The sequence below is a fragment of the Burkholderia sp. Bp8998 genome (assembly GCF_003854235.1).
Lineage (GTDB): Bacteria > Pseudomonadota > Gammaproteobacteria > Burkholderiales > Burkholderiaceae > Burkholderia.
In genome coordinates this window covers 88,781-114,583 of sequence record NZ_QTQF01000022.1, presented here as the reverse complement: position 1 = coordinate 114,583, position 25,803 = coordinate 88,781, and the positions used below count along the sequence as shown (strand labels likewise).

Sequence of the window (25,803 nt, the reverse complement as noted above, 5' to 3'; positions counted from 1 at the left end):
CCACGCCGCGCGAATGCCGGCACCGGCGGTACGGCTCGCGCATACGTGCGGCCCGGCCGCCGATGCGCATGACGCGCGGCCGGACCGCGTCCCCGTCAGCCGCGGCCTAGCGCGCCGGGCGCAACGCGAAGCCTGCCAGCGCGCCGACGATGCACAGCGCGCCCACATAAATCTCCGGCGCCTGCGGGTTCGATTTCAGCATCACGGACACGAACACCGGCGTCAGGCCGCCGAACAGCGCATACGCGACGTTATACGAGAACGAGATCCCTGAAAAACGCACGACCGGCGGAAACGCCTTGACCATGGCTACCGGAATCGCCGCCACCGCACCGACGAAGAAACCGGATATCGCATAGAGCGGCAGCAGCAATGACGGATCGACGGCGAGCTGCCGGAGCATGAAAAAATACGACGCGCCGAGCAGCAGGCAGCCGCAAAAAATCGTGCGGGCGGTGCCGATGCGTCCGGCCACCGTACCGGCGACGATACATCCGATCGTCAGGCAGAGCGTCGCGGCCGAATTGGCCTGCAGCGCGAGCGCCGGCTCGATATGAAAACGCTTGGCGACGAGCGTCGGCGTCATCAGGATCACGACGACGATCGCGGCGGTCAGCGTCCACGTGAGCATCATCGAAACCAGCACGGCCCTGCCGTGATCGCGCAGCACCGCCTTCAACGGCACGTCGCGGGTCAGCGCCCGGCTGCGCTTCATGTCGATGAACACGGGCGTTTCATGGAGCCAGCGTCGCAGAAATGCGGACAGGGTCCCGAACAGCCCGCCGGCCACGAAAGGAATCCGCCATGCATACTCGCCGATGGCGGCATGCGAGTAGTGCTGGTTGATCCCCGCCGCGATCAGCGAGCCGAGCAGAATGCCGAGCGTGAGGCCGCCCGTCAGCAGGCCGCACGCATAGCCGACATGGCGCGGCGGCACGTGCTCGGACACGAACACCCACGCGCCGGGCACCTCGCCGCCCACCGCCGCGCCTTGCAACACGCGGCACAGCAGGAGCAGCACGGGCGCGGCCACGCCGATGGATGCGTAGGTCGGCAGCAACCCCATCATCAACGTCGGCAGTGCCATCAGCATCACGCTCATCGTGAACATGCGCTTGCGGCCGACGAGATCGCCGAAATGCGCCATGATCACGCCGCCGAGGGGGCGCGCGAGATAGCCGGCCGCGAACACCCCGAACGTCTGCACCTGGCGCAGCCAGTCGGGAATCGACTGCGGGAAGAACAATTGACCGATGACCGTCGCGAAAAACACGTAAATCACGAAGTCGTAAAACTCTAGTGCGCCGCCCAGCGCGGCAAGCACCAGCGTTCGGTGGTCGCCGCCTGTCAGCGGACGGGGCGGTACAGCCGGAATAGAAAGCGAGTCTGTTGAGTTCATCTGGAGGAGGTCTGGAGTCACGGACGGCGCGTCAAGCCAAGGACGTGCTACTTGCTCAAAACACCCGCGCGACTCATTTCATTCCGTCTTGCATCGATTTGTCGACGCGGCCGACGTCGCATCCGATCGAGACCGCGCTGTGCCAGCGACCTCGCAGCGCACGCGCGCTGGCATGGAATTCGCGCTCCGTGTGACGGCTTCGCGCCACGACGGACCGCCTCCGGGCGGACCGAGTAATAAAGAGGCAATTGCGCCGCAAATGGGCAGATGTGCTCTGCCCTTCCGGCTCGTTACACCATGCCATCACTTGAAACATCAACCGGATCTTCAGGGACACATGAAAGTCAATTCGTCGAATTCGGCTCCGTCAGTCGATGACGGGCAGCCCCGCCAGACAGGCACCGAAATGAACAACCGCCTCCAGATCATCGGGAGGAAATCGAACGGGCTTGCGCCCGCGCTAACGGGATTGGCTTCGAGGAGCCGCAAAATCGCACTAACGGAACGGCCATCTGCTTCGACCTCTCACGGCACTGCGTTTCACGCACCAGAACAGAATCCATTCCTGCAACCGGCGCATCGCGACCTGTTGAAATCGGCCACTGCCGAAATAGCTCACACCCTCGAAGATCTTGGCACCGGTCTGCTTGTCCATGGCAGCAAGCCGGGATGGTTTATCGAGCGGCACGATGAAAATTCGGGCTATACCGCCATATCGTCGCTGATGGAAAGTCCCCTACTGACGCTGCGTGATGGATTCACCCTGATTCGACTCGAATCGTCACCCGGATCATCCCGGGGCTTCTTCCTCATCAACAAAAAGAACCTGCACGACCTGGCAAACGAACCCCAAGCATATTCGTATTTTATTGATACTTTGTGCCCCGGTCAGAGACCAGCGCCGCATCGACTAGTAGACGAACACATCATTCCGGCGATAGCGCCCAGCGTCCTCGGTGACAGCGCGAAAGGTGAAGCGTTAATGGGTGTGGTGCTCGGCTTTGGTGTATCCAGCGCCCTCCAATTCAATTCGTTCACGCCAGAGGCGAAATTACAACGCTTGAAATGGCTAACCGGCAAGACTGCAGAATCGCACGCCAACCTTCAGAAAATGTCCGCTCTTCACAGAGTTTCAAACAAGCTGGTAAACAACACGGTGGTGCCACCTCATGTTCCATTGTTTATTCCAGCGGACGACCCCGTCACGACCGCCCTCGTCGACAAATATCACCAGGAAAGTGCCGCGCTGTACGACCACTGGAAATCGTTGAAGAAGACACCGCCATACAATGACCTGAAGAAGAACGAAATGATTGCCGCCGATTTTCTGGGACGCCTGTTCAAGGCCGTTCCCGCCAATGGCGAAGCGTCTGGCACGCGACCGAACATGGGCGCCTCGCGGAGGTAACCCGCCGCGAGGCCGGGAATAAACGGCGACAGGAGCGTGTTCTATATGGATACAAAGTCCCAACGGGCCTATCGCACGCGTGCACTTGCATCTGCCGCTGGGCGAGATGCCGCATCGCGACGCGTTGCGCGAAACGATGTGCGCGATCGTCGCCGAATGCGTCGCCGTCGCCGCGGCCGAAGGCGTGCATGTCGACGACGATCCGGCGGATATCGTCGCGCAGATCGAAGCGACGATTCCGCCGGGCCAGTATTCGTCGACAGCGCAGGATCTGGCGCGCGGCAAACCCTGCGAAATCGACTACCTGAACGGCGCGGTCGTTCGGCGCGGTCGGGCCGCACGCATCGGCACGCCGGTCAATCAGACGCTCTATCTGCTTGTGAAGATGCTGGGAGCGAAGGCCGCGGCGCGATCGTGACGTCCGACGATCGCGTGGGGCCGGCCGGGGCAGGCAGTCCCGTCGCATCGGTCGGCCGATCCGTGACGCCGGCCTCGAGATCGTCTGTCGGCCGCTGCCGCCGCGGCGACGCGCTCGCCGCACCGACGAAAGCCGGCAGCATGAACCCGATGGCCAGCGCGGCCAACACATTGGTCACCAGCGCGGCGTCTTTCGGACCGAGCTTCGCAGCCGGCCCGACCTGGCTGATCGCGCCTATCAGACCGAACAACGCGACGAAAAGCGATTGGCGTCCGAGCATGGCCCCCATCGCCTTGTCTGCGAAATCCTCCCGGCTCGCGCGGCCGATCGTGCGATCGTTCGGTCGATCGTCGCGGGCATTCGCGACAAAGGGAAGGTGCAGGTTGGCCGTCAGCTCGAGGTTCCCGACAGCCCGCATCCCCTCCTGCACGCCGCTCTTCAGCGTCGGGGCGACATCGAACTTGTCGAAAAATGCGGTGAGCGCGGGATAGCACAGCGCGTCCATCGTCTCGCCGAATGCGTTGGCGGCGGAAAAGGCAAGCAGGGAAGGCGTCGCGTGCGCGACCGATCCGGACACCGTCGCCGCGCTTGTGCCGGAGTGCGATGTGCCCACGCCCTGCAATGTATTGACCACGAACTGATTGATGCAATAGATCGCCGCGTCCGCCAGCACGGCGTTCCTGTTCGGCGCGATTTTTCCCGGGTCCCGATTGTCGCCGAGACGGACGAACACATTCAGCATATCGCGAGAGATCGGATACACCGTCGCCTTCGCCAACAGCGCAGCCGCGTCGCCGAATCCGCCCGTGGTGGCGGCAGCGACGCCGGCGCCCGATAGCCACATAACGTTGCTCGCCTGTCCAAACTTCGTCCAGGCATTCGTCCGCCCGTCCCTGCGTTGTTTCAAAAACACCAGCGCGTTAAGCAACGCAGTGGCGCCGAGAATCGTGCCGGATATCGCGATCTTGGTGGACTGGGGCGAATGCTCGAGCGATTTCGCGACCTCATGCCCACAGACTTCACGGAGATAGGTCGTCAACAGGGTAATGGTCCCTTCGCGCACAATTGCGGTGCCGATGTTGGTCGTCATGCGCCGAAGCGTCGGAAGAAGCTCTGCCGACAGCGCATGTTCCGCTAGTGACGGCGGCAGCGACTGCGCAGACACCGACCTCGTCAACGTCGACCCGGTCGACGGAGATGGCTGCCGCGTCGGTGACGCCTGCGGGGTGTGCGCTCGGGCCGGCGGTGATTCTGCGATCGTCTCCGACACGGACTCGCGCGCGTGTTGGGAAGAAACCGTCCCGGCCGGCTCTGCCGCCGATTTCGCCCATTCCGGCACGATGGGGACCGGGATGCCGGAAGGACCGCGCGGGTCGCGCGATCCGGCCGGCAGCAGTACCGCCGTCCTAGGCGGACGCTCGTCACCTTCCATGCGCTCGTTACGCTTTTCTGCACGCGGCTTGTTCGGCAATCGCGCAAAGCGATTCGGATGAAGTTCGCGGGTCCGCGGCGCCAAAGGCGTACTTCGGTCACGCTCGCCGCCGAGGCTCGATGTCTGCGGACGGTTTTGCGACAGTTCAGACAAGGCGGACGAGACACGACTGTCACGTCTCACCGACCTTTTGCCGGACGGACTCGGAGTGGTCGCCTCGTCCGAGTGTGCATCGACAGAAGCCGCGAACGACTGCGTCACATCAGCAGGTCTCATTGCAATGCCCCCCAAAATTGCCGCGTTGTCATGGGATTCAGCGAACAAACCGATCTGCGCCAGAACCGTCAAACCATGTCGGCACCGGTCGGCGCCGAGCGTCGCGGCTGGCCGTTTGCAACGTCGGCGATGGCTCCTGGTATGCGTGCGACGACGTCGCTGATTGGCTGTAGCACATGCGCCTGTGCTGCGCCGGGCAGTGCCTGCGCGGCCTGCCCGAGCGCGTGCAAATATTGCACACCGCGCCCGGCGCCCGCTGCCAGCAACCCCATCGCGCCGCCGAGCACCAACGTGACGCCATAACCGATTTGGGCATTGATCTCGCCAGCGGGCCGGGCGATCCGGTCGAGATCGGCGAGCGACGTGCTCTCCGATTGCGAAATCTGGCGCAGCATGCCGCTTTGCTTGGCGCGGTCGGTGGTAATCCACCCGTCCACATGGTTGGGCCCGCTGCCCACCCACCTTTCGGTCACCATCGAGGACAGCATGCTGATGACCTCGGTCGGCGTCGAGTACATCAGCGTAATGAGCTGTTCGATCGAGCTCGGGATGGTGCCCCTGTATTCGAGAACGGACAGGAGCGCCCCGAGCGTTGCGGCAATTTCGCCGCCGGTGGCCATCGAACGGATCGACGACCCGGTTCCACGGGCCGCGCGCAAGGTATTGAGCGCTTCGTCCTCGACGTGCTTGCGCGCATCGTTCGCGGCCGGCCGCGGAATCGTGTCGGCCCGGATCATGGCCATCTTGGCCTCGACCAGTTCATCTAGCTTCTTCTTGACTTCCAGCGGGACCATCGCGCCGGACGTCCATGTCGCGAGCAAGTTGGTGCCTTGTTTCACCGCCAGCAGAGCGAACGCAAGACCATGATTGCCGCTGTCTCTCGCCTCGATAGCCGCCTGGCGCACGACATTGTTCGGAATCGAACCGATGGCCGCGATCGAACCGGAATAGGCCGCGCCCTTCAGGTCGCCCAACGCCGTGGCCAGGTCGGGCGGCAGGAAGCGACCGCCCTCCATCACCGCCATCAGCCGCTGGATGACTATCGAATCGAAAGTTTCGGCGACCAGCGGTGTCAGCGAATCGAGGTAGGCGCCCCCTCGTGCCGCGGGTTCGCGACCTATGGCCTTCTTGACGCTGTTCCAGATGCCATAGTCGAAGGCCGCGCCGATCCCGCCGGTGCCGGCCAGGCTGGCGACCAGGCCATACGTCAATTCCTTGTTGAAGTCCTTGTTGGCAGCAAGCGACAGCAACGACATCGCGCCGAAATCGTGGCGGAATTTCGTTACCCGTGTGTTCCGCTCCGAATCGTCGGGCGGCGCCGTCAGCACGGATTGCAGACGGGCGCCCAACCCGCTATCCGGCGTCACATGAATGCGCAAGCCGATATTGCGCAGGAATTCGCTCGGGTGCTGGTTCGCCTCCGGCACGCGGGCCCCGGGCGTAAATGCGTCCTCCCGCTTGGCAATGGCATCGCGCAACAGATCAATGGCCAACAGCGGTTTGCCGCCTGCAAATTTCATGAACAGGCCCATCTTGTCCATCAGGTTCTCGTCCCATTCGACCTGGATGCGAGCCCCGTGCGGGGGCGTCAACCCGTTGACAGAGGGATCCAGGTGGGCGATGAGTTCGAGCATGCCCTGCACGCCCTGGTCGTCATCGCAACGCAGGTTTCCGTCCGTACCGACGCTCAGCGTGCCGCCGCACGGCGACGGCATCTTGAACGTGATCTCGTCGTCGCTGGATTCGGTGCTCGAATGAGAACGAGCGGCAGAGGGCGCGCGAGAGAGACTGCTCATTTCGATCGGCGATTCGACGTCGTGCACGCTCGTCGCATCGGCAGCGCCGTGCCGTCCCGTCGACGTCGAGCGACGCCTGGCGGGCGACGCGTTGCGGCGGCCGGCGCCGACGGTCGATGACGACAGTTGCGGGCTGCGCGACGGCAGCCTCGACAACGGCGATGACGCAATCTCCGGGCTCTTGTCCGTGGAGCGCCGTGTATCAGGCTGATGCGACGGCGCGTGCGATGCGTCACCATCTTGTACGAAATCGTGAGGGGTCGAGGCAGAGCGAATCGACGATGGCATGGCGAATGCACCTTGATGGAAGGATCGGAATCGATGGTGCGGATGCTACGTAGGCTGCCGTCGGCGTCGCGTCGGGCAGACGAAGCGGGATATCGATGCGCGAACGTCCGCCAACGAGAAGCGGCAGAATGCAGTAGATGCGCAGGCATCCAGCCGAAGCCGCCACCACGCCGGTTCGACGACCGACCAGCGCGTGGTTCGCACTGCCGACATTCGCCGGCATCTCGTTCGCATGGAACTCACCCGCTTCGCAAGCGTTTATCGAATCGCGGCGATGTTGGCTAGATTGTCGATGCGTACATCCGCCTGAAACACGGCAGGTTCGCACCTTTCCAACTCCAGTGAGAATGCCATGTCCGTCGAAATGCCCAATACTGCCAATACTCCGAACGTCGATGACTGGAACAAATCCATCTCGAACGACGCCAACAAGTACGGCGACAATATTCGGAAGTTCATTGACGACAATGTCAAGAAATACTCGAAGCAATTCACCGACGACATGAAGAACGCGATGACGCCGGGTGAAAACAACCCGCAGTACCAGTCGGCGCTGAAGGATTGGAGCAGCAAGAATCCGGACGCCGCCAAAAACTTCGACAAGAGCGCCAACGATCCGAAGCAGAAGAAGCAGGTCATCAATCAACTGCAGATGGCGATCAACAGGGGCGAGATCACGAAAGACCAGGCATCCAAACTGTTGACGCAAGGACCGGCGGCGCACGAGTACGATTTCTCGTCGAAAGGCCACAACGGTACGTCCGCCGGGGCTTACGCGATCGCGCATGAAACCGGCGGTGCACTCGACGGAGACTCCTCCGATCCGAAGAAAGCGGGCCGCGAATATATTGCGTCGCAAGTCTTCTCGTTCGGCGGCGCGTTCAAGAACCCGCTCAGTGTTGCGCTCGATCCGACCGAGAGCCATTCGGCCCAGAACATCATGAGCCCGTGGATCAGTCCGTTGAGCATCGGGGGACAATGGCTGGGCCAGTTCGACTGATAAAGCATGACGCTCGCGCGCGGTGCGCGCGAGCGTGCCTCCCCGAACGCACGACAGGGGCCGGCATGTTCGACGCCGGCCCCTCTCTACAGCACTCACGCGCTCCGCACGAACCGGATTCTCACGCGCTGGTGCCGCGTGCTTCTTCCGCGATCCGACGCTCGACGATCCGGCGTGCGCGAATCGCGCCTGCGTCGGTGGCGAGCAGTACCGGCCGCTGCGCCCAGAAATCCGTTACGCCCAACGCCGCTTGTTGCGCCTCGAGCATCGGCAGATCTTCATCGCGGAACGGCACCATCAGCCCGGCGACCGCGTAATCGACCAGCGCGCGCGCCGCGGGACCGAGCGCCTTCGGCAGACCGAACGCGAAGAAATAATGCGTGCTCGCGGCCGTCTCGGGCGTCAGCAGATGCGCCGAGCGCGATACCCGCCCGTGGGCCGCGCCGCTCGGGCACACCGCGACGTCGATCGCGAGCAGGGACGGCGGATCCCAGCGCACTTCCAGATGGCGATCCGCTCGCACGCCATCGGGCACGCCGAAGGCACGCGCCACGAACGCCGGCAACCGTTCCGCCTGCGTTCGCCTCGACGAGCGCACCGTGTCGCCGTCCTGCTCGACGCGGCCCGGATCGCGTGCGATCGCGTCGCTGCCGAGCGTGTCTGGATGCAGATACTGGAAATGGCTGAGGTCGAGCAGGTTGTCCACGCTCAACTGATAGTGCGCCCGCGTCAGCAGATAACCGGTGCTCACTTCGTTATCCTCTGGATCGATGAACGAGAAATCCGGCAAGGACGCACCCGCGTCGGCCAGCGCGGCGTCACCCATCCAGATCCACACTGCGCCATGACGCTCGATCACCGGAAAGCTGCGCACGTGCGCGGCAGCCGGAATGCGGCCGTCGCCGTGCGGATTGTGCGTGCAACGGCCCGTGCCGTCGAAGCGCAGGCCATGATAGGGACAGCCCACCGTCCCGTCGCGGACATCGCCCTTGTGCAGCGGCGCGAAGCGGTGCGGACAACGGTCCGACAGCGCGCGCGCACCATGCTGGGCGTCGCGAAACAGCATCACGGGGTCACCCAGCAGCGTGCGGCCGAACCCCTTGTCCGTCGACAGCTCGTGGCTCCATGCCGCGATATACCAGGCATTTCGAATGAATGTCATGTTTCTGGTCCTCTTGTCGCGAAGCGCGGCGGGCACTACCGCAAGCGCCGCGCGCTGTTTACGCTCACGGTTCGAATTGCGCCGGTCCGCCGCCCCATCGCGTCAACGTCTGCTGAATCCGGCGCACATAGGCATCGCGCAGCTTCGGCGTTTCGGAGTGGTAGGCGCCCACCGCTTCCCAGGTGTTGCCGTGCTTGAGCATCTGCTTCTTCAGTTGCCAGGCGGCCACGTAGATGTTCACGCACTCGTCGCGCAGCGACTGCGCATCGATGCCGAAACCGGCCAGCTCGCGCAGATGAATCGAGTTGATCTGCAGTTCCCCGATATCGATCGAGCCGTTGACGTTGCGATGCTCGGCCGCCGGGTTGCCGCGCGATTCGACCCAGGCAATCGCGCGCAACACGTGAGCACTGACGCCCTGATAGTTCGCCGCCGCGTCGAAGCAATCCGCGAACGCGCACGGGGTCAGGCAACAGGACAGCACGGCGGCGGCCATGCCGCGTGCGATGGTGTGACGGCCGCCGCGAGTCCATTGCCGCGACGGCAGGAAATATCGACGAGTCGTGTTGGATCCGATGGGTCGAATGGTCGGCATGGGTGCACGGCGCGCGCGCAGTCCGGTCCATGTCCGGTCGGCGCGCACGGACAACACACGCACCGTGCACCGTCGCCGTGCCGGATGAAAAGTAACCACGGCCGTGATCGACGTCCATCGCGCCACCGCCGCAACGTGCCGTGCGGTTCGGATCGGCGCGTGTCGCTTCGCGCACTCGAAGCCGCGAGCGGTGCTCGCCGCGACTCGATGGCCCGCCGTTCGGGTGACGCCACGAGACTTCGTCCCGCCGACACGACGAGCGGCCACGCGGGGCTATAACCGCGACACCCCTTTCCTGCGCTGGGAGAATCACGTGGCATCCATCAGAACCGTATCGCCGTCGCCCGGTAACGCCGAATCCATCGGGGACCATTCCAGACCCGGTAGTGCCGATCATTCGGACGGCGCCCCGCGATCTCCGCGGTCGCGATCGCAATCCATCTCGTCAGCGCTGATGAGCCTTCAACATGCACGAGCGGACAGCCCTTCGCGCAGCCGGATATCGGTGCGCCCGTTTCCGGCTGGCCGGGCAAGATCACTTGGCCCGTCGACGCCGGCGAACGACACACCTTCGATCGCCGCGCCGCGCCCCGTAAGGGCCAGCGACGCGGTTTCCTTGCAGGGCCTCGGGCATTATCATGCGCCTTCGCCCATGCGTCTGCGGCCGACGTCGGCACCTCCGAGGATGGACGCGGAATCGTCATCGATAGCCTCCGATCCGCCGCCAGCCTACACGCCGGCCTCGCCGCACCCGCCCGGAGAAACCGGGATCCGCTACGGTCCGCCACCGGGGTCGCCGCCGGGGTGGAAGGCCGAGTTCGATGGCGCTCAGCGCGACGGTCCGTCACCGGGGCGGCCGCCGGGGTGGAAGTCCGAGTTCGATGGCGCTCAGCGCTACGGTCCGCCGCCGGGGCGACCGGCCGAATCGCATTGGATGCCGCGGCGGTTATCGCAACTCGTGAACATGGGAGGCCAGATCGCCGACATCGCCCTGTCGACTTTCAACGCAATCCTGCAAATCCTGGTGAAGGGCGCACACAAGATCGAGGAGCTTTCGAAGAGGTAAGCATGCGCGACGCATCACGGATGCTTGGCGGGTGGCGCGTGGTGCCACGGCCACCCGCCGCGCTCGTTCGCGGCGTCGGAGCGGCCAGCCAACGGTAACAGAACGTCAAAGATCGCAGAGCACCCGGACCCCGGGTGCAACGATGTACTCGACAAATGACTGTCATCCGTTCGCACCTCAACCGCTTTTCCGACAGGAGCACGCCATGCTGTCCACCCTCTATTTCGCTATCGCATCGGCCTTGTCGTCGGCAGATACGTCGTCGACGTTCTGTACCAAGATGTTCGCGGGCCAGTTCCTGGATGCAGCGAACCTCGCCGCCCATCGCGCCGACACGGAACGGCCAGCGGGCGCGCCGGACGTCGAAGCATTGCAGGCGTATGCGGACGTCCAGCTCGTGCTGGGGCGCCATGAAGACGCGGAAGAAACGTATCGTCGAGTGCAGAAGGCGCTGACTGGCGAGCGCGTCGCGATCCGGGCGGCACTGAGCCGCAATGCAGCCTGGCAGGCACTGTTTCGCAACCGTTTCGGCACCGCGCTGATGTGCTTCAAGCGCATTGCCGACGAAGCGTCGCCGACGCAACGTCTCGAAAGCCTCGTCGGCGCGACGCTCGTGCTGTTCCATCTCGGCCGCCTCGACGGCGCACGCACGCGCCTCGACATGATGTCGGAGCTGGCCGTCGCCGCGCCGGACAAGCGCTGGCGCCGGCTGGTGGATGCATTGCGCCGGGATCTGCTCGCGCAATACCACCTGCGCGCTTGCGAGCCGATCGCCGACCACATCTACTGGCACTCGGGGCATCCGGTCGCCCTCGAGCCGGCGGCGAACGAGGTCGGCGGCGGCATGTCGACGTTGTCCGACGAACAGACGCCGATGATCGCCGTGCTCGCGCAGCGCGCCGACTATCTTCAGCAGCTGCAATCGCTCGCGCGCGGCAGCGAGGCGGTGCTGGAGCGCATCGAGGTGTATCTGCGCTGGAGCGTCGGGGCCGGACTGCACGACTACCATCGCGCGCTGCGCCTCGAAGTCGCGCTCGCCGCGCTGGCCGGCAACGCGACGCGGATCGCCGAAACGATGCTGCGCATGTTCAACGACACGTCGATGCCCGGCAACCAGCATGCGCGCTGGTATCTCGAGTACCTCTATTGCCAGTCGAAGGTTCGTCAGCAGCAGGGGCGTCTGCAGGACTATTCGCAGCTGTATGGCCGGTATGCGCTGCTCTCGATCAAGCACGTGCGCGAGGACGGCTCGCTGCTGTCATCCGCGTCCGGCGAGCGCGCCGAACCCGTCGCGGACGACATCAGCGCACGGTTGCCGGGAAAATATCGCCGCGCGTACCGCTACCTGACCGAATGTCTCGATCGCCCGGATCTGTCCGTGCGCGAAGTCGCCACGCATATCGGCGTCACCGAACGCGCGCTGCAGCTCGCGTTCAAGACCCATCTCGGCATCACGCCGAGCGAGCTGATCCGCCGCCAACGGATGGAGCACATTCGCGATGAACTGATGGCGGACGACACGCTGGCCCCCAGCGTGCTGCAAATCGCCAACCGCTGGGGCGTGCAACATCGTTCGACACTCCTGAACGGCTACCGGAAGATGTTCAAGGAAACGCCTTCCGAAACCTTGGCGCGCTGACGCGGGGCACGGCATGAATACCTTCTGTCCGCCGACGATCATCGAAACCGACGCGCTCCGCTTGCGGCCGTTTGTCGATGCCGATGCCGACGCACTCTTCCACGCGTTGCTCGGCGACCCCGCCGTCACGGAATGGCTGCCGTTCCCGACGCATCGCAACGTCGCGCAAACGCGCGCTTTCATCCGCCATTGCCGCCTCGGCTGGTCCAGCAAGACGCGCTTCACCTGGGCGATGGAGGACTTGCAGACCGGCCGCCTCGTGGCGGCGATCGATCTCGCGCCCGCGCCGCCGCGCGCCGAGATCGGCGTCGTCACGAGCCGCTGCGAAGGCCATCGGCGGCGACGCGCGGGGCTGGCCGCGCTGTTGATGCTGATCGACTGGCTGCTCACGCAGCCGCAGCTGTACCGTATCCACGCGTATTGCGCGCCCGAAGGCCCCGCGGCCAGCACGATGTCGCGGCTCGGATTCACCCTCGAGGCGAGGCTGGCCAACTGGGAGCCGCGCCCGAATCGCAACCTGGCCGCCTGCGACGCGCTGCTGTTCGCCATCACGCGTGGCGCCAACGATACGTCGTCGCGCATCGCGCGGCGACTGGCGTTGCGGCACGCGCCGTTCCCGGTCGTTCAGGACCGCCCCGAACCATGAGCGGCATCGCGTGTCGCGCGGAGCGGCGTGCTCACCGGCTCGTTCGTCGAAAATCCCATCGCACATGAGAACATCACCGCCCGCACAAGCCGATGCGATCGCGATCGGCGTGCCGGCCGCCGACGCCGAGCAGCGCGCGTCCCGATCCGTTTCTCGGCCGTCACGCGCCGATTCCCCCCCACACCTCGGAGGTCTTCAGCGACAACGACGCGAGACGTCGTCGCCTGTTTCGCCGGCTGACGACGCGCATGCCGCGCCGGCACCGCGCTCGAGCGCGGCTGCTGCATTCGCGCGGCCCGCAGGAATCAATCGATTCGCCGGTGCGAAACAGAAGCTCGCCGGATTGCGGAGCCGGATCGCCGAGCGGGTCAGCGGGTCGTCGGTGAAGCGTGGAATCGGGGATTGCGTCGACTTCGGGATGCTGCAACCGAAGATCAGTAACGGTCGAGGGAACGACGGCGCGACGACGATTACCGTCGGCAAGCGACATTTTTTCGTCCGGACGATGGCGCTTCAGTCCGCCGACGGGAAAGTGGATCGTATTCGGGTGATCGCCGAGCGCGCCGCCGAAACCGGAAAATCGGCCACATTCAGCGGGTTTCATCCCGTCACCGCGAATCTCACGCCCGATACGACGATCGAGCTTTTCAGTACGTCGAACGGCGAATGGGCCATGTTCGGTCAGCAACCCGCCAAGACGTCGGCCAACTGGCTCGCCGCGGACGCATTCGACGCGCTGGATCAGCCGGCCCGCTCCTCCGGGATCGTACGGATCGGGACGCGCGAGTTCTGCCAGGCCCGGCTGATGACCGTACCCGCCATCGACGGTCCGTGCGCGCCGGTCGTGGTCGAGCGGGTCGTCGGCACGAAGGCGGCCGCGGATCGGTATCGCTTGTTGGGCGCCGGTCTGAGCGCGGGCCGGACGATTCAGCTTGCCGGCCACGCCATCTCCGCCGATCCGTTCGAAACGGCGATCGTCGCGCAACTCGAACACCGCTGGGGCGGCTCGAACGGCCTCGATTCCGTGAAGGCCGCCGCGATCCATGCGTTCCGCGCCGGCATGCCCGCGCAAGAAGCGGTCGTGCTCGCCGAGCAGCTCGCGTCGGACCCGCGGACCGATCTCGGCGCTGACGGCCCGGCTGGCTATGCCGCGGCCGGCGCAAGCGCCGGATTGACGCGACGGGCCGGGTACGACCCGGCCACGGCGGCGCACGTCGCGCAGGCAGTCGTGCGCACCGCCGAATCGATGCATTCGCCCGGTCAGGATCATGCGACGGCCGGACGACTCGGCGCAATCGCGCAGGCTTACGACGACGCCACGCAGGGTCTCGCGAGCATGCGTGAAGCCGTCAAGGCCATGGACAGACGCGCACTGGGGCCGGACCTCACGGCAATCAACACGGCTGCCCGGGAACTGTTCATCGAGAAAATTCCCGCCGCGGACATCGCGAAGGCCGCGGATGCGGCAGCACGATGCGCGATCCAGACGCTGCGAGCCAACGCGAGCTGGACCGAAGCATCGCTCCGAAAAGCGGAAGCCGAGCTCTCTCGCGCGCACGCACAAGTGGCTGCCGTGGTGGCCAAGCAGCCGCAGGAGCAGCCCACGTCCCGCCCGAGTTGGCTGCCGCGTGCGCTGGCAGGCTGGCACGCGCCCACGATGTCGGCGGAGCGGCAGGATCGTCAGCACGTCGCGTACGAGAAGCGTCTCCTCCAGGAACGCATCCATCTTCTGAACGTGCAGGAAGCTTACGAAAAGGTACGGAAAAGCCACGACAACGCCGCGACGCAGGTCGCGCTCGTCGGTGACGATAACGAGCAACGGCTGCGTCGCGACGTCATCGTGCAGGCCCTGACCGACGCCCGCAACTCCGCGCCGAATCGGCACGGCGCCGCGATGGTCGCGGCGCGCGCGGCATGTGAAACGTTCGGCGCGGATGGCGACCAGGCAATGGCTCGCCGCGCGGCCGCGACCGCGCATCTTGCCGCGCTGGGCGGCGCAACGGATGAGGGTTCGCTGGTCGCCGCGCACCTGCTGGCGGCGCGCCGGGGTGCCGGATCCTCCGAACCGGCTGTTGCCCCGGCGCGGCAGCTGGCCTACGCGCAGGTGGCGAGCGCAGGCATCCCCGCCCCCGGCACACGGCCGGCCTGGACACTGGCGGCAAGTGCCGCGGCCGCCTTTCTCGGCGAGCATGGCACCGACACCAACACGGCGGCCTTGCTGATGGGCAACACCGTCACGCAACCCGGGCCGCTTCCGTCCACCAAGCCGACCGGCAACGATGCGCTCTATCGCATGATCGATTTGCCTTCCGCACTACCCGGGCCTGCTGTCGCACGGCCCACCTTCCCGGCGCACTACGAGGCGATCGAGTCAACGTTCGATGCGCGCACGGCCACACTGGTCAACGAGTGGAACCACGCCAGGATCAGGCAGATCGGCGATTCGGGGTTCCATTCGGAATCCGGATTGAATACCACCACCTACATCATCGAGGTGACGGGGGAGCGAGGAAACTACTGGACGAATTTCGAATGGTCGGCGAATGCCAACCAGCTCTATGGCGAGGTCACCGGTCGCGGTACTCGACGAGATCCGCAAACTGGTCGATTCTCGCGACGACGAACTGGCCATGACCCGGCTGCCCTACAGCGGCAAGGACAGCGGTTACATGCAGAACGTGGTGCCTGATTTCGAACGCAAGGTGGAAGAACAGGTTCGCCTATTCGTTCAGGGGCGTCTCAGCAAGCCGAGATTCATCAAGGAGATGGCGGGTCGCCACATCGACATGGCGGACAAGCTGGAACACGATCGCAGCCGGAAGAAGGCAATCATCCGGCATCAGATCGATTCCGCCGTGCGAATCGCTTCAGTTCTGGTAGGAACGGGCCTGGGCACCGCACGGGTCGCGGGCGCGTTCTAGTGAGCCATCGTGCCGGGCATCCGATGCCCGGCGACGCGTTCGGGGCAGATACGCCCCGCTGCCGTCAATGCCGCGCGTGAGGCGCCGCCAGCTCGCGAATCTGCTCGCCGATATGCACGAGCGCCACCTGGTCGCGCACCTCGCCGATGAACGTGCCGATCAGCAGCGCGATCGTGAGCACCGCAATCCCGCCCTTGACCGGCTGCGCGAGCGACACGAGATCGAGCTTCTGCGCGGTCTTGCTGACGAGGTTAATACCCACGTCGACGAGCAGCAACAGCAGCAGCGCGGGCGCGGCGACCTTCGCGACCGTTTCCATCAGCGAATCGGTCTGCTGCATCACGAACATCTGCACCATCGCGGCGGGCACGGGCGTCATGCTGTCGAGCGGCCACAGCCGATACGACTCGAACAGCGCACCGAGCAGCAGGGTCATCCCGCCGAGCGTCCAGAACGCGACGGACGCGCACTGGCTCATCAGCGTCGCCATCAGCGAGCTTTGCTGTCCCTGGCTCGGGTTCGACATCTGCACGTTGTTGTAGCCGGTCAGGTCGTCGATGTAGGTGCCGACCGATTCCGCGACCCAGAACACGGGCGATGCGACGAACGCCATCACGAGCCCGATCAGCGCCTCCTTCGCGCCGAGCAGCACGAGATGCCAGCCGCTCAATGCGGGCATCAGCGCCTGCTGGCCGAACGCGATGTACGCGCCCCAGAGCATCACGATCGCGTTGCGCGTCGTCCCTTGCAGAACCTGGTCGGACGTTGGCGGAAAGACGATCATGATGACCAGCAGGCGCACGCCGCACAGCCCGACCAGCGTGAAGAACTGCAGCAGCACGCCGCCGAATTGCGGAATACCGCTCTCGAATACGTTCATCCCTGTCTCCGCGTCAATGCATCGGGCCGCGCGCGCCGCCGCGACAGCATGCGTGCCACCACACCCTCTTCGGTTTCCTCGTCCAGCATGTCGTCTTGGTCCCGCTGGGCTTGCGCGTGCAGCGCGGCAAGACGCTGCTTGCAAAGCGTGATACGGGCGTCGTTGCGGACGATCGCCGCACGCGCCTCTACGACCTCTTCGTCGATGCGTGCAATCTCGTCGTGCAACGCGTTCCGCGTCACCTGCATCGAATCATGCTCGGCGGCGACGCGCGAACGCTGCTCCTGCCAGCCGAGCAACTCATCGATGCGCACGGGCCCGCCGCCGCCGACCAGGCGCTCGATCCGCTCGTCCTGACGCGCCAGTTCGTCGCGCACGCGCGCCATCGCGTGCTGATGCTCGTCGAGGCGCAACCGCGCGTCATCGAGCAGGTCGATGCGTGCGCGCAGTGTTTCGCGCAAGGTTGCGTCGAGGCGCTCGAGACGCCCCACCACGATCCGAAAGGCCCTGCTGCTTCGATCCTGCATCGTCCGCGCTCCATTCGATGGCCGGCCGTCGGCCGGGTCAATCCATGTACAGCTGACGCAGCGCATCGAGCGTGTCCGCCTGCCGGCTCGGCTCGTCGGTCCGCTGGCACAGGAACGCGTGGATCGCGTCGCGCTTGCGCACGGCCTCGTCGGCCAGCGGATCGCCGCCCTCGCGATACTCGCCGAGCTGCAGCAGCGTTTCGATGTCCCGGTATTTCGCCATCAGCTTGCGCACGTGGCCCGCCGCCTCGCGATGTGCCGGGTCGGTCACCTGCGGCATGACGCGCGACAGGCTGGCGCCGACGTCGATCGCCGGATACTGGTTGCGCGCGGCGATGTCCCGCGACAGCACCATATGTCCGTCCAGAATGCCGCGCACCTCCTCGGCGATCGGATCGCTGGCGGATTCGTCTTCGGCCAGCACCGTGTAGAGCGCCGTGATCGAGCCGCGCTCCGACAGGCCCGCGCGCTCCAGCAGACGCGGCAATTCGGCAAAGATCGATGGCGGGAAGCCGCGACGCGCCGGCGGTTCGCCGGCGGCCAAGCCGATCTCGCGCTGCGCGCGCGCGAACCGCGTCAGCGAGTCCATCATCAGCAGCACGCGCTTGCCCGCGTCGCGGAAATACTCCGCTATCGCGGTCGCCGCGTACGCGGCCTTCACGCGTTCGATCGACGATCGGTCCGACGTCGCGCAGACGACGATCGAACGGGTCATGCCGGCCGTACCGAGAATCTGCTCGACGAACTCGCGCACCTCGCGCCCGCGCTCGCCGATCAACGCGATCACGTTCACGTCGCAGTCGGTGCCACGCGCGAACATGCCCATCAGCGTGCTCTTGCCGACGCCGGCTGGCGCGAAGATGCCCATGCGCTGCCCTTCCCCGAGCGTCATCATGCCGTCGACCGCGCGCACGCCGGTGGCGAGCGCACGCTCGATCAGCGGCCGGCTCATCGCATTGGGCGGGGGCGCATAGATCGGCCGGAACGCGTTCGCATCGATCGGCCCGCGGTGATCGAGCGGCGCCCCGAGGCTGTCGATCACGCGACCGAGCAGCGCGTCGCCCACCGGTACCTCGAGCGGGCGGCGCAGCGCCACGACGCGCGTCTCGCGCGACAGGTCCGCAAGCTGCCCGAACGGCGACAGCAGCGCCGTGTCGCGTGAGAAACCCACCACTTCGGCGAGTTGCATCAACACGCCGCGCGGGGTCTGCAACTCGCACAGCTCGCCGAGCCGCACATCGATGCCACCGACCCGGATCAGCGTGCCGATCGCCTCGAGCACCTTGCCGCTCGGCCGCGCGGCGCCCTCGCCAAGCTCCTGTGCGAGCGAATCGGCGAACGTGTGCAGCCGCGCGAACTCGTCGGCGTCGTGCCCGAACGCCGTGTACGCGCCGTCGGGCTTCATGCGAACTCCCGTTCGGCGTCGGGCTGCGGTTCGCCCGCACCGTACGACGGATCGTCGCGCAACGGATCGTCGCGCATCGGGTCATCGGCCTCGACGTCGGTCCCGGCATCGGCCCGCTCCTCCAGCCCTTCGGGAACGGCGGCGGCCTCGTGCGTCGGTGCGCCGGCGTCCTCCGTGCGCTGCAGCGCGCGCGTGACCGCGAGGCGCACCGCGTCGATCTGCGCGCCGAGGCTCGCGTCGATCAAGCCGATGTCGGTTTCGCACACGCAGGCGCCGGGCTCGAGCGCGCGGTCGGCGATCACGGTGATCGGCACGGGCCGGCCGCGTTCGTGCCAGCCGGCCGCCGCCCGTTCGAACGCGGCGGCCGCAAGCTCGCGCTGGTCCGGATGGACGCGCACGCGCAGATGGCAGCTCGCGTCGACGATGCGATCGACGGAATCGGCCGCACGCGCGAACAGCGCCTCCGGCCGCTCGCTCGCGACGATATTTTCGACGGCCAGCACGACGATGTCCGCCATGCGCCGGCGCAGCGACATCTCGAGATCGCGGCGCCGCGCGAGCGATTCGGCCGTCTCCCGGTACCACTGCGCGAGCGCGTCCTGACGGCCGGCTTCATAACCGCGCCGCTGGCCGGTATCGAATTCGTCCTGCGCGCGGGCGCGGATCGCGTCCGCCTCGGCGCGCGCCGCCGCGACGATCCGCCCGGCTTCGTCACGCGCGGTCGCCAGCACATCGCGCTGCCGTTCGCGCAGCCTTGCATGGCCATCTTCGAGATCGACCAGCTGCGCGAACGCCTCGCGCCGCACGATGTCGCCGTCCACGCCGATCGCCTGCGGCGCGGCCTCGGCAGCCGCTTCGTCGTGCGCATTTCTCAACCAGATGACCATGTCTGCTCCTGATAGAAGTCCGGAAGACGGGCAACGACCTGCATCGCGTCGTCACGGTGCCCGGCCGCGTCGCATGCGCCCAGCCACACCGGCGGCTGCGCATCCCGGCGCCACACGAAGCGAAGCAACGCGAGCGGCGACGACGCATCGCACCAGCCGGCGTGCGCGAACAGGCAGAATCCTTCCCACGCGAGGGTCGGCATGTCGAGTTCACCGAGCGGCGCCATACCGTGGTCGCGCATCAGCCGATCGATGCCCGGCGGATTGCCGACTTCGATCAACCATCGCAATGCGGCGAACCCGCGGCGCCCGAGCCAGCCGGCGATCTGCTCGCGGCTGTCGCGATCGACCCAGTAGCGCAATTCCGCGCGGCGAAAATGCAGCGCTCGCAAGCACAGCGCGCCCAGCGCGTCCTCGATCGGCAACGCCGCGAGCGCGGCGCTCTCGCAGCGAAACGCATCGAGCGGCGGCGGCGGGCAACCGGCCGCCGCGAGCCACGCATGCGCGATCCGCGACGTGTGCGGACTCGCTACGCCGCGCGCGTCTCCCAGCATCGCCAGCGCATCGTGCAGCCAGCCCGGGTCCATCCATGCGAACAGCGCGCCGCGATTGCGCTCGTAGCCCGTCAGCCGCGCCGCGAGCGTCGTCGCGACGCTGCCGTAACGTTCGATGTCGCGCATGGTCTGGTCTCGCGGGGAAAGTGGCATGGTACGCGCCGCGTCAACGCGACGTCCTGCCCGGCATGGCCTGCCTGAGCAGCCCGCCGATCGCGGAGAGCGGCCCCGCCTTCGCCGGCGCATCGCGGCTCGCGCCGGTCGCGCCGGTCGCGCCATGCTCGGTCTGAGCCGCTGCAACCGACACGCGGCGCCGCTTCGTCACGACGAGCACCGCCCCGCCCGTCACGAACAGGCCGGCGGCGAGCGCGATCATCGCCAGGTTGCCGGACGTCTTGTCGACGGCCACCGCCTCCATCGGATCGGCCGGCACCGACGTGACGCTCACCTGCTCGTACGACAGTCCCTCCACGCTGTGCACGACCAGATTCTTGATCTGCGGCGTGAGCGTCCCGAGGTTGGCGTCGGGCCGATACTTGATGAAGACCGACGCGGACGACGGCTTGACCTTGTTCGACAGCGGATCGTTGTCCGGCAGCACGATATGCACGCGGGCGATCACGACGCCGTCGATCCGCGACAGCGTGTCGGACAGTTCCTGCGACACCCCGTAAATGAATCGCACGCGCTCCTCGATCGGCGTCGACACGAGGCCGTCCTTCTTGAACAGCGCGCCAAGGTCGTCGTAGCGCCGCGACGGCAGGCCGTGCTCGCGCAGCACGTCCATCGCGTGCACGATATCGCTCTCTTCCACCTTCGCGCTCCAGGTCTTGCCGCCGTCGGCGCTCACCTTGTGCGCCCCGACGCCGGCCTGCATGAGCGTCGCGACGATCTCGTTGCAATCGCGTTCGGAAAGATTGCCGTACAGCTCCTTCTCGCATCCGGCAAGCGACATCGACAGGACCAGCATCGCGCACAGCGCGGCGCCACGCATCGACCGGCGTTTCGGTTCGGCACCCAGGTTCATGTCATTGATTCTTCATCAGGGTTTCGATCGCATCCTTCGAGGACGTGACCACACTCATCTTCATCTGCATGTCGACCTGCAGGCTCGCGGCCTCGATCTGCAGCTGGACCACCGAGGCCGTCAGTTCCCCGGGCGACATCGCGTCGACGTTGTGGATCATGTACAGCATGTCGTTCGACACGGTCTGGAACGCCGCGTCCTCGCCGCGCACGATCTCCGAGATCATCGTGCCCGCGCTGTCGCCCGTGCCCGACGACGGGCCCATCACGCCGCGCTGCATCATCGCCTCGAAGCTGTCGGCAACATGCGCCGACACGGGCGCAACGTGGACGTCGGGCTGATGCGGGATCGAAGTCGGCTGGATCCGCATCATGTCGAGCATCAACGACGATAAAGCCTGATTCATCGCATTCTCCTGTGCAGGCCATCAAAGGCGCAGATACTGCCCGTCGAACATCGGCGGTTCTGTCGCAGCCGAACCCGATGCCCCGTTTCCCGCTTCACCCGACACCGACTCCGCCCGCAGCTGCCTGAGTGATTCGGGCTCGACGAATTCGCCGCTGGCGAGCGCGTACTCGCCCGCCTGTTCGACATCGTTGCGGGCCATCACCGCATGAACGAGCATGCGCGCTTGCGGCGTCACGCCGTCGTCGTCCAGCAGCTGGTTCGCGACGATGCGCCAGTCGGCGTCGCCGCTCGAACTGAGGCAGTAGATCAGCATCGCCTTGCTGCCGGGCAAGCCTACCGACTGGTCGACGAGCGCGCGGAAGATCGCGGTCGCCTCCCGCCAGTTGCCGCGCACGACGTGCACGAAGCCGTCGAACAGGTGGAGTTCCGGCAGATTCGGGCGCATCACGTGCAGCGCCTCGAGAAGATGCTCGACGTCGTCGACATCGATGCGCGTGGTCGGGAACTGGTCGACGACCGACATCCTGACGATCTCGACGAGTGCACCGAACAGTTCGTGCGTGCATGTCGGGTACTGATGTATCTGGTTCATGTTGGCGTTCCGGTGAATAAGCGGTCTGGATCGCGGCCTGGGCCGGTGGAGACGAAAGTAGCAAACGCGGCAGGGTTTGCCCGGTGCCGGAGGCGAAGCGAGCGGAACGCATGCGAAGCGCGGCGGCGGCGAGATCGATCGGCCGCCGCGGCGCGCGCGCGGATGAAGCGCGGCCCGTGCCGCACCGTGCCGTGCATTCGGCGGGCCGCTTCGCGGCTGCCGGCGCGGCTTCGCTTTCGCGGTTCGCTCACCGCGCGGCGACGACTATCGTGCGTGCCATTGCCTGAACGGGCCGCACGAATCGACGCGACGATGAGCAACAAGACGGAAAAACCGACAGCCAAGCGACTGAAAGATGCACGCGCCAAGGGTTCGGTGTCGAAGAGCACCGATCTGGTCGGCGCCGCGTCGCTGCTGGCCATGCTCGTCGCGTTCCACACCGCCGGCTTGTGGCTGTTCGATTCGCTGCGCGAGGCCGTTCACGCGGCGCTTGACTTCACCGCGACCGATCGTTCGCCGCAAGCGCTCGACTCCGCGCTGTTCCACTTGTTCGGCATCGGCGTGTCGATCTGCGTCCCGCTTGCGGCCCTCGGCATGCTGGCCACCGCGCTGGCTTCCGCGATGCAGGTGGGTCTGAAGGTGTCGCTGGAGCCGGTGATGCCCAAGCTCGATGCGATCAGCCCGGCGGCCGGCATCAAGCGGATCTTCTCGAAGCGTTCGCTGATCGACCTGATGAAGATGACGCTGAAGGCCCTGGTACTGGGCGCGGTGCTGTGGAAGACCATCGCCGGCATCTTGCCGCTCGCTGCCGCAGCCTTCTACGAACCGCTCTACCGGCTGTCGGCCGTGTTGTGGTCGGCGCTCCTGACGGTGCTGTCGGTCGCGTGCGTGACGTATCTCGTGATCGGCATCGGCGACTGGAAACTTCAGCACGTGCTGTTCCTGCTCTCGCAGCGCATGACCAAGGACGAGGTCAAGCGCGAGCACAAGAACCAGGACGGCGATCCGAAGATCAAGCAGGAGCGCCGCAAACTCGCGAAGCGGATGATCAATGGCGATCCGCGACCAGCGGCCGTCGCGGGCGCGAACGTGATGGTGGTCAACCCGACCCACTATGCGGTCGCGCTGCGTTACGCGCCCGCCGAACATCCGTTGCCGGTGATCGTCGCGAGCGGTGTCGATGCCGACGCCGGCGAATTGCGCCGGCTCGCCAGCCTGTACGGCGTGCCGATCGTCGCGAATCCGCCGCTCGCACGCACGCTGCACCGCGTCGGCGTGAATCATGCGATTCCCGAGGACCTGTTCGAGGTGGTCGCGGCCGTTCTGCGCTGGGTCGGCTCCGTGGGCGCCGCGCACCCGCCGGATGACGGCGCATCGTCCGACACCTGTTCCCGTTCCTGATCCTGCCCCGGAGGTCTTCCATGCTGAAATCGCTCAAACTTCCCGCCAGCGGCGAAATCGGCATTGCCGCGCTGATCGTCGCGATCATCTCGCTGATGATCCTGCCGCTGCCGCCCGACATCATCGACGTGCTGCTCTCCGTCAATATCTGCCTGAGCGTGACGCTGTTGATGGTGACGATGTACGTGCCGACCATCACGTCGCTCTCGTCGTTTCCGTCGGCCTTGCTGTTCACGACGCTGTTCCGGTTGTCGCTCAACATCGCGTCGACCAAGTCGATCCTGCTGCATGCCGACGCCGGTCACATCATCGACAGTTTCGGCGAGCTGGTGGTGGGCGGCAACCTGATCGTCGGGCTGGTCGTGTTCGTGATCATCACGACGGTTCAGTTCATCGTCATCGCGAAAGGCTCGGAACGCGTGGCCGAAGTCGGCGCGCGCTTCACACTCGATGCGCTGCCCGGCAAGCAGATGAGCATCGACGCGGACCTGCGGGCGAACCTCCTGACGCCCGAGGAGGCGCGCCGCAAACGCGCGCGGCTCACGGTCGAAAGCCAGCTCTACGGCGGCATGGACGGCGCGATGAAGTTCGTGAAGGGCGACGCGATCGCGGGCCTCATCATCACGCTCGTCAACATGGTCGCCGGCATCGCTGTGGGCGTGGCCTATCACTCGATGAGCGCCGCCGACGCCGCCAACCGCTTTTCGATTCTGTCGGTCGGCGATGCGATGGTATCGCAGATCGCATCGCTGCTCATCTCGGTCGCGGCCGGCATCATGATCACGCGCGTGTCCGACGAAACCTCGGAGGGCGGCGGCCGCTCGCTCGGCGACGAGCTGATTCGCCAGATGGCCGGCAACGCCCACGCGATGTGGTTCGCCAGCGTGCTCCTGCTCGGCTTCGCGATCGTGCCCGGCTTCCCGTGGCCGCTGTTCCTGCTGCTGTCGGCAATCCTGGCGTTCACCGGCTACCGGATTCATCGCAAGGGCGCGCACGACGAGCAGAGAGGCGAGAAGGTCGCCGCGCTGCAACGTGCGGGAGCAAAAGGTGACGCGCCGAGCATCCTGCCGCGCGCGCCCCAGTTCGCGAGCGCGATCGGTGTGCGGCTCGCGCCCGATCTGGTCGCCCGGTTGTCGCCCGCCGCCCTCAACCTCGCGTTCGAGGCGCGGCGCGCGCGCCTGCAGGAGGAAATCGGCCTGCCGTTTCCCGGCATCACGATGTGGACCAGCGACGCGCTTGCCGCGCATACGTATGAAATCCTGTTGCAGGACGTGCCCTACGCGCGCGTGCAGATGCCGGCCGGCAAGGTGATGCTCGCGCAGGCGCCCGCGGATTCCGCACTCGCGTCGCACTGCGAAACGGCCGGGCCGGCCGGCGGGCACGCACAAAGCCACTGGCTCGCAGAACGCGACGTGCCGCCGAACACGACGATCTGGCGCACCGAGGAAATCGTGGCCAACGAGACCGTCGATCTGCTGCGCACGCACGCGCATCTCTTCGTCGGCATCCAGGAAACCCAATGGGTGCTCGACCAGCTCGGCGCCGACTACCCGGGCCTCGTCGCCGAAGTCCAGAAGGCCCTGCCGCTGCAACGCATCGCGGACGTGCTGCGTCGCCTGCTCGAGGAGCAGCTGTCGATCCGCAACGCGCGCGGCATCATGGAAAGTCTGGTCGTGTGGGGACCGAAGGAGAAGGACACGCTGATGCTGGTCGAATATGTACGCGGCGACCTCTCCCGCTACATCGCGTACCGGGCGAGTCGCGGCGCGCCGGCGCTCGATGCGGTGCTGTTCGGCAACGACGTCGAACAGTTCATTCGCCAGTCGATCAAGCAGACGCCGACCGGAAACTTCCTCGCGCTGTCGCCCGACCAGATCCAGCAGCTCTGCACGAGCATCGCCGAATACGCGGGCGAGCTGCCGCGCGACGGCATCGCGCTCGTCACGTCGATGGACATACGCCGCTACGTGCGCCGCATGATCACCACCCGCTTCGCGTGGCTGCCGGTCTACTCGTATCAGGAGCTGGCCGAACACGTCGAACTGCGTCCGCTCGGACGGATCACGCTATGACGGA

23 protein-coding genes are annotated in these 25,803 nt (G+C 66.0%); 10 read left to right on the top strand and 13 right to left on the bottom strand.

Features of this window, described 5'->3' with window-relative positions:
• Positions 1–106: 106 nt before the first annotated feature.
• Positions 107–1,399: an MFS transporter gene (locus tag DIE06_RS22005; RefSeq protein ID WP_124663159.1), complete on the bottom strand. Its 1,293-nt coding sequence runs from the start codon at positions 1,397–1,399 to the stop codon at positions 107–109.
• A 337-nt stretch (positions 1,400–1,736) separates the two neighbouring features.
• Between DIE06_RS22005 and DIE06_RS22000 the strand changes: the two genes are divergently transcribed.
• Positions 1,737–2,807 (top strand): hypothetical protein, encoded by a 1,071-nt coding sequence (locus DIE06_RS22000; RefSeq protein WP_124663158.1) that lies wholly within the window; start codon positions 1,737–1,739, stop codon positions 2,805–2,807.
• A gap of 85 nt (positions 2,808–2,892) precedes the next feature.
• Positions 2,893–3,225: a ketopantoate reductase family protein gene (locus DIE06_RS21995; RefSeq protein ID WP_260433695.1), complete on the top strand. Its 333-nt coding sequence runs from the start codon at positions 2,893–2,895 to the stop codon at positions 3,223–3,225.
• Here DIE06_RS21995 and DIE06_RS21990 read toward each other — a convergent pair.
• Together DIE06_RS21990 and DIE06_RS21985 are read right to left on the bottom strand one after the other, a co-directional pair.
• Positions 3,164–5,005: a hypothetical protein gene (locus tag DIE06_RS21990; RefSeq protein ID WP_124663157.1), complete on the bottom strand. Its 1,842-nt coding sequence runs from the start codon at positions 5,003–5,005 to the stop codon at positions 3,164–3,166. The two genes, DIE06_RS21995 and DIE06_RS21990, sit on opposite strands and share 62 nt — an antisense overlap.
• Positions 5,002–7,017: a hypothetical protein gene (locus tag DIE06_RS21985; protein ID WP_124663156.1), complete on the bottom strand. Its 2,016-nt coding sequence runs from the start codon at positions 7,015–7,017 to the stop codon at positions 5,002–5,004. Before DIE06_RS21985 ends, DIE06_RS21990 begins: the two co-directional genes overlap by 4 nt.
• Positions 7,018–7,369: 352 nt before the next feature.
• Here DIE06_RS21985 and DIE06_RS21980 point away from each other — a divergent pair, with 352 nt between their 5' ends.
• Positions 7,370–8,017 carry a hypothetical protein gene (locus DIE06_RS21980; RefSeq protein WP_124663155.1) on the top strand — a complete coding sequence of 216 codons (648 nt, stop codon included), beginning with the start codon at positions 7,370–7,372 and terminating at the stop codon, positions 8,015–8,017.
• 121 nt (positions 8,018–8,138) lie between these two features.
• Here DIE06_RS21980 and DIE06_RS21975 read toward each other — a convergent pair whose 3' ends face one another.
• Both DIE06_RS21975 and DIE06_RS21970 read right to left on the bottom strand, forming a co-directional pair.
• On the bottom strand, positions 8,139–9,179 hold the full coding sequence (locus tag DIE06_RS21975) for an aromatic ring-hydroxylating dioxygenase subunit alpha (protein WP_124663154.1): 1,041 nt from the start codon (positions 9,177–9,179) through the stop codon (positions 8,139–8,141).
• A gap of 64 nt (positions 9,180–9,243) precedes the next feature.
• The gene (locus tag DIE06_RS21970) at positions 9,244–9,774 is read right to left on the bottom strand and encodes a lytic transglycosylase domain-containing protein (protein WP_409364510.1); all 531 of its coding nucleotides are present in this window, start codon (positions 9,772–9,774) and stop codon (positions 9,244–9,246) included.
• 685 nt (positions 9,775–10,459) lie between these two features.
• Between DIE06_RS21970 and DIE06_RS21965 the strand changes: the two genes are divergently transcribed.
• From DIE06_RS21965 to DIE06_RS21945, 5 genes are all read left to right on the top strand, one after another.
• Positions 10,460–10,840 (top strand): hypothetical protein, encoded by a 381-nt coding sequence (locus DIE06_RS21965; RefSeq protein ID WP_124663153.1) that lies wholly within the window; start codon positions 10,460–10,462, stop codon positions 10,838–10,840.
• Positions 10,841–11,045: 205 nt separating this feature from the next.
• Positions 11,046–12,479 carry a helix-turn-helix transcriptional regulator gene (locus tag DIE06_RS21960; protein WP_124663152.1) on the top strand — a complete coding sequence of 478 codons (1,434 nt, stop codon included), beginning with the start codon at positions 11,046–11,048 and terminating at the stop codon, positions 12,477–12,479.
• A 13-nt stretch (positions 12,480–12,492) separates the two neighbouring features.
• Entirely contained in the window at positions 12,493–13,125 is a 633-nt protein-coding gene (locus tag DIE06_RS21955) for a GNAT family N-acetyltransferase (protein WP_124663151.1), read from the top strand.
• A gap of 64 nt (positions 13,126–13,189) precedes the next feature.
• On the top strand, positions 13,190–15,814 hold the full coding sequence (locus tag DIE06_RS21950; RefSeq protein WP_124663150.1) for a hypothetical protein: 2,625 nt from the start codon (positions 13,190–13,192) through the stop codon (positions 15,812–15,814).
• The gene (locus tag DIE06_RS21945) at positions 15,795–16,046 is read left to right on the top strand and encodes a hypothetical protein (RefSeq protein ID WP_221624062.1); all 252 of its coding nucleotides are present in this window, start codon (positions 15,795–15,797) and stop codon (positions 16,044–16,046) included. The genes DIE06_RS21950 and DIE06_RS21945 overlap by 20 nt, the downstream gene beginning before the upstream one ends.
• 64 nt (positions 16,047–16,110) lie before the next feature.
• Here the strand turns inward: DIE06_RS21945 and sctT are convergent, their stop codons facing one another.
• From sctT to DIE06_RS21905, 8 genes are read right to left on the bottom strand one after another with little or no spacing between them, the layout of a single operon-like run.
• Complete coding sequence (gene sctT / locus DIE06_RS21940) at positions 16,111–16,926, bottom strand: type III secretion system export apparatus subunit SctT (protein WP_124663148.1); 816 nt, start codon at positions 16,924–16,926, stop codon at positions 16,111–16,113.
• On the bottom strand, positions 16,923–17,453 hold the full coding sequence (locus DIE06_RS21935) for a hypothetical protein (protein WP_185733446.1): 531 nt from the start codon (positions 17,451–17,453) through the stop codon (positions 16,923–16,925). The genes sctT and DIE06_RS21935 overlap by 4 nt, the downstream gene beginning before the upstream one ends.
• A 37-nt stretch (positions 17,454–17,490) precedes the next feature.
• Positions 17,491–18,858 carry a type III secretion system ATPase SctN gene (sctN, locus tag DIE06_RS21930; protein ID WP_124663146.1) on the bottom strand — a complete coding sequence of 456 codons (1,368 nt, stop codon included), beginning with the start codon at positions 18,856–18,858 and terminating at the stop codon, positions 17,491–17,493.
• Positions 18,855–19,745, bottom strand: a complete 891-nt coding sequence (sctL, locus tag DIE06_RS21925; protein ID WP_124663145.1) for a type III secretion system stator protein SctL — start codon at positions 19,743–19,745, stop codon at positions 18,855–18,857. The genes sctN and sctL overlap by 4 nt, the downstream gene beginning before the upstream one ends.
• Complete coding sequence (locus DIE06_RS21920; protein ID WP_185733445.1) at positions 19,730–20,425, bottom strand: type III secretion protein HrpB4; 696 nt, start codon at positions 20,423–20,425, stop codon at positions 19,730–19,732. The genes sctL and DIE06_RS21920 overlap by 16 nt, the downstream gene beginning before the upstream one ends.
• A gap of 40 nt (positions 20,426–20,465) precedes the next feature.
• Positions 20,466–21,326: a type III secretion system inner membrane ring lipoprotein SctJ gene (gene sctJ / locus DIE06_RS21915; RefSeq protein ID WP_124663143.1), complete on the bottom strand. Its 861-nt coding sequence runs from the start codon at positions 21,324–21,326 to the stop codon at positions 20,466–20,468.
• Between the two features lies 1 nt (position 21,327).
• Positions 21,328–21,732 (bottom strand): hypothetical protein, encoded by a 405-nt coding sequence (locus DIE06_RS21910; RefSeq protein ID WP_124663142.1) that lies wholly within the window; start codon positions 21,730–21,732, stop codon positions 21,328–21,330.
• Positions 21,733–21,753: 21 nt separating this feature from the next.
• Complete coding sequence (locus DIE06_RS21905) at positions 21,754–22,326, bottom strand: HrpB1 family type III secretion system apparatus protein (RefSeq protein WP_124663141.1); 573 nt, start codon at positions 22,324–22,326, stop codon at positions 21,754–21,756.
• Between the two features lie 312 nt (positions 22,327–22,638).
• Between DIE06_RS21905 and sctU the strand changes: the two genes are divergently transcribed.
• Complete coding sequence (gene sctU / locus DIE06_RS21900; protein ID WP_124663140.1) at positions 22,639–23,727, top strand: type III secretion system export apparatus subunit SctU; 1,089 nt, start codon at positions 22,639–22,641, stop codon at positions 23,725–23,727.
• A gap of 20 nt (positions 23,728–23,747) precedes the next feature.
• Positions 23,748–25,799, top strand: coding sequence for a type III secretion system export apparatus subunit SctV (sctV, locus tag DIE06_RS21895; RefSeq protein WP_124663139.1), 2,052 nt, complete (start codon positions 23,748–23,750; stop codon positions 25,797–25,799).
• The last annotated feature ends 4 nt before the right edge of the window (positions 25,800–25,803 follow it).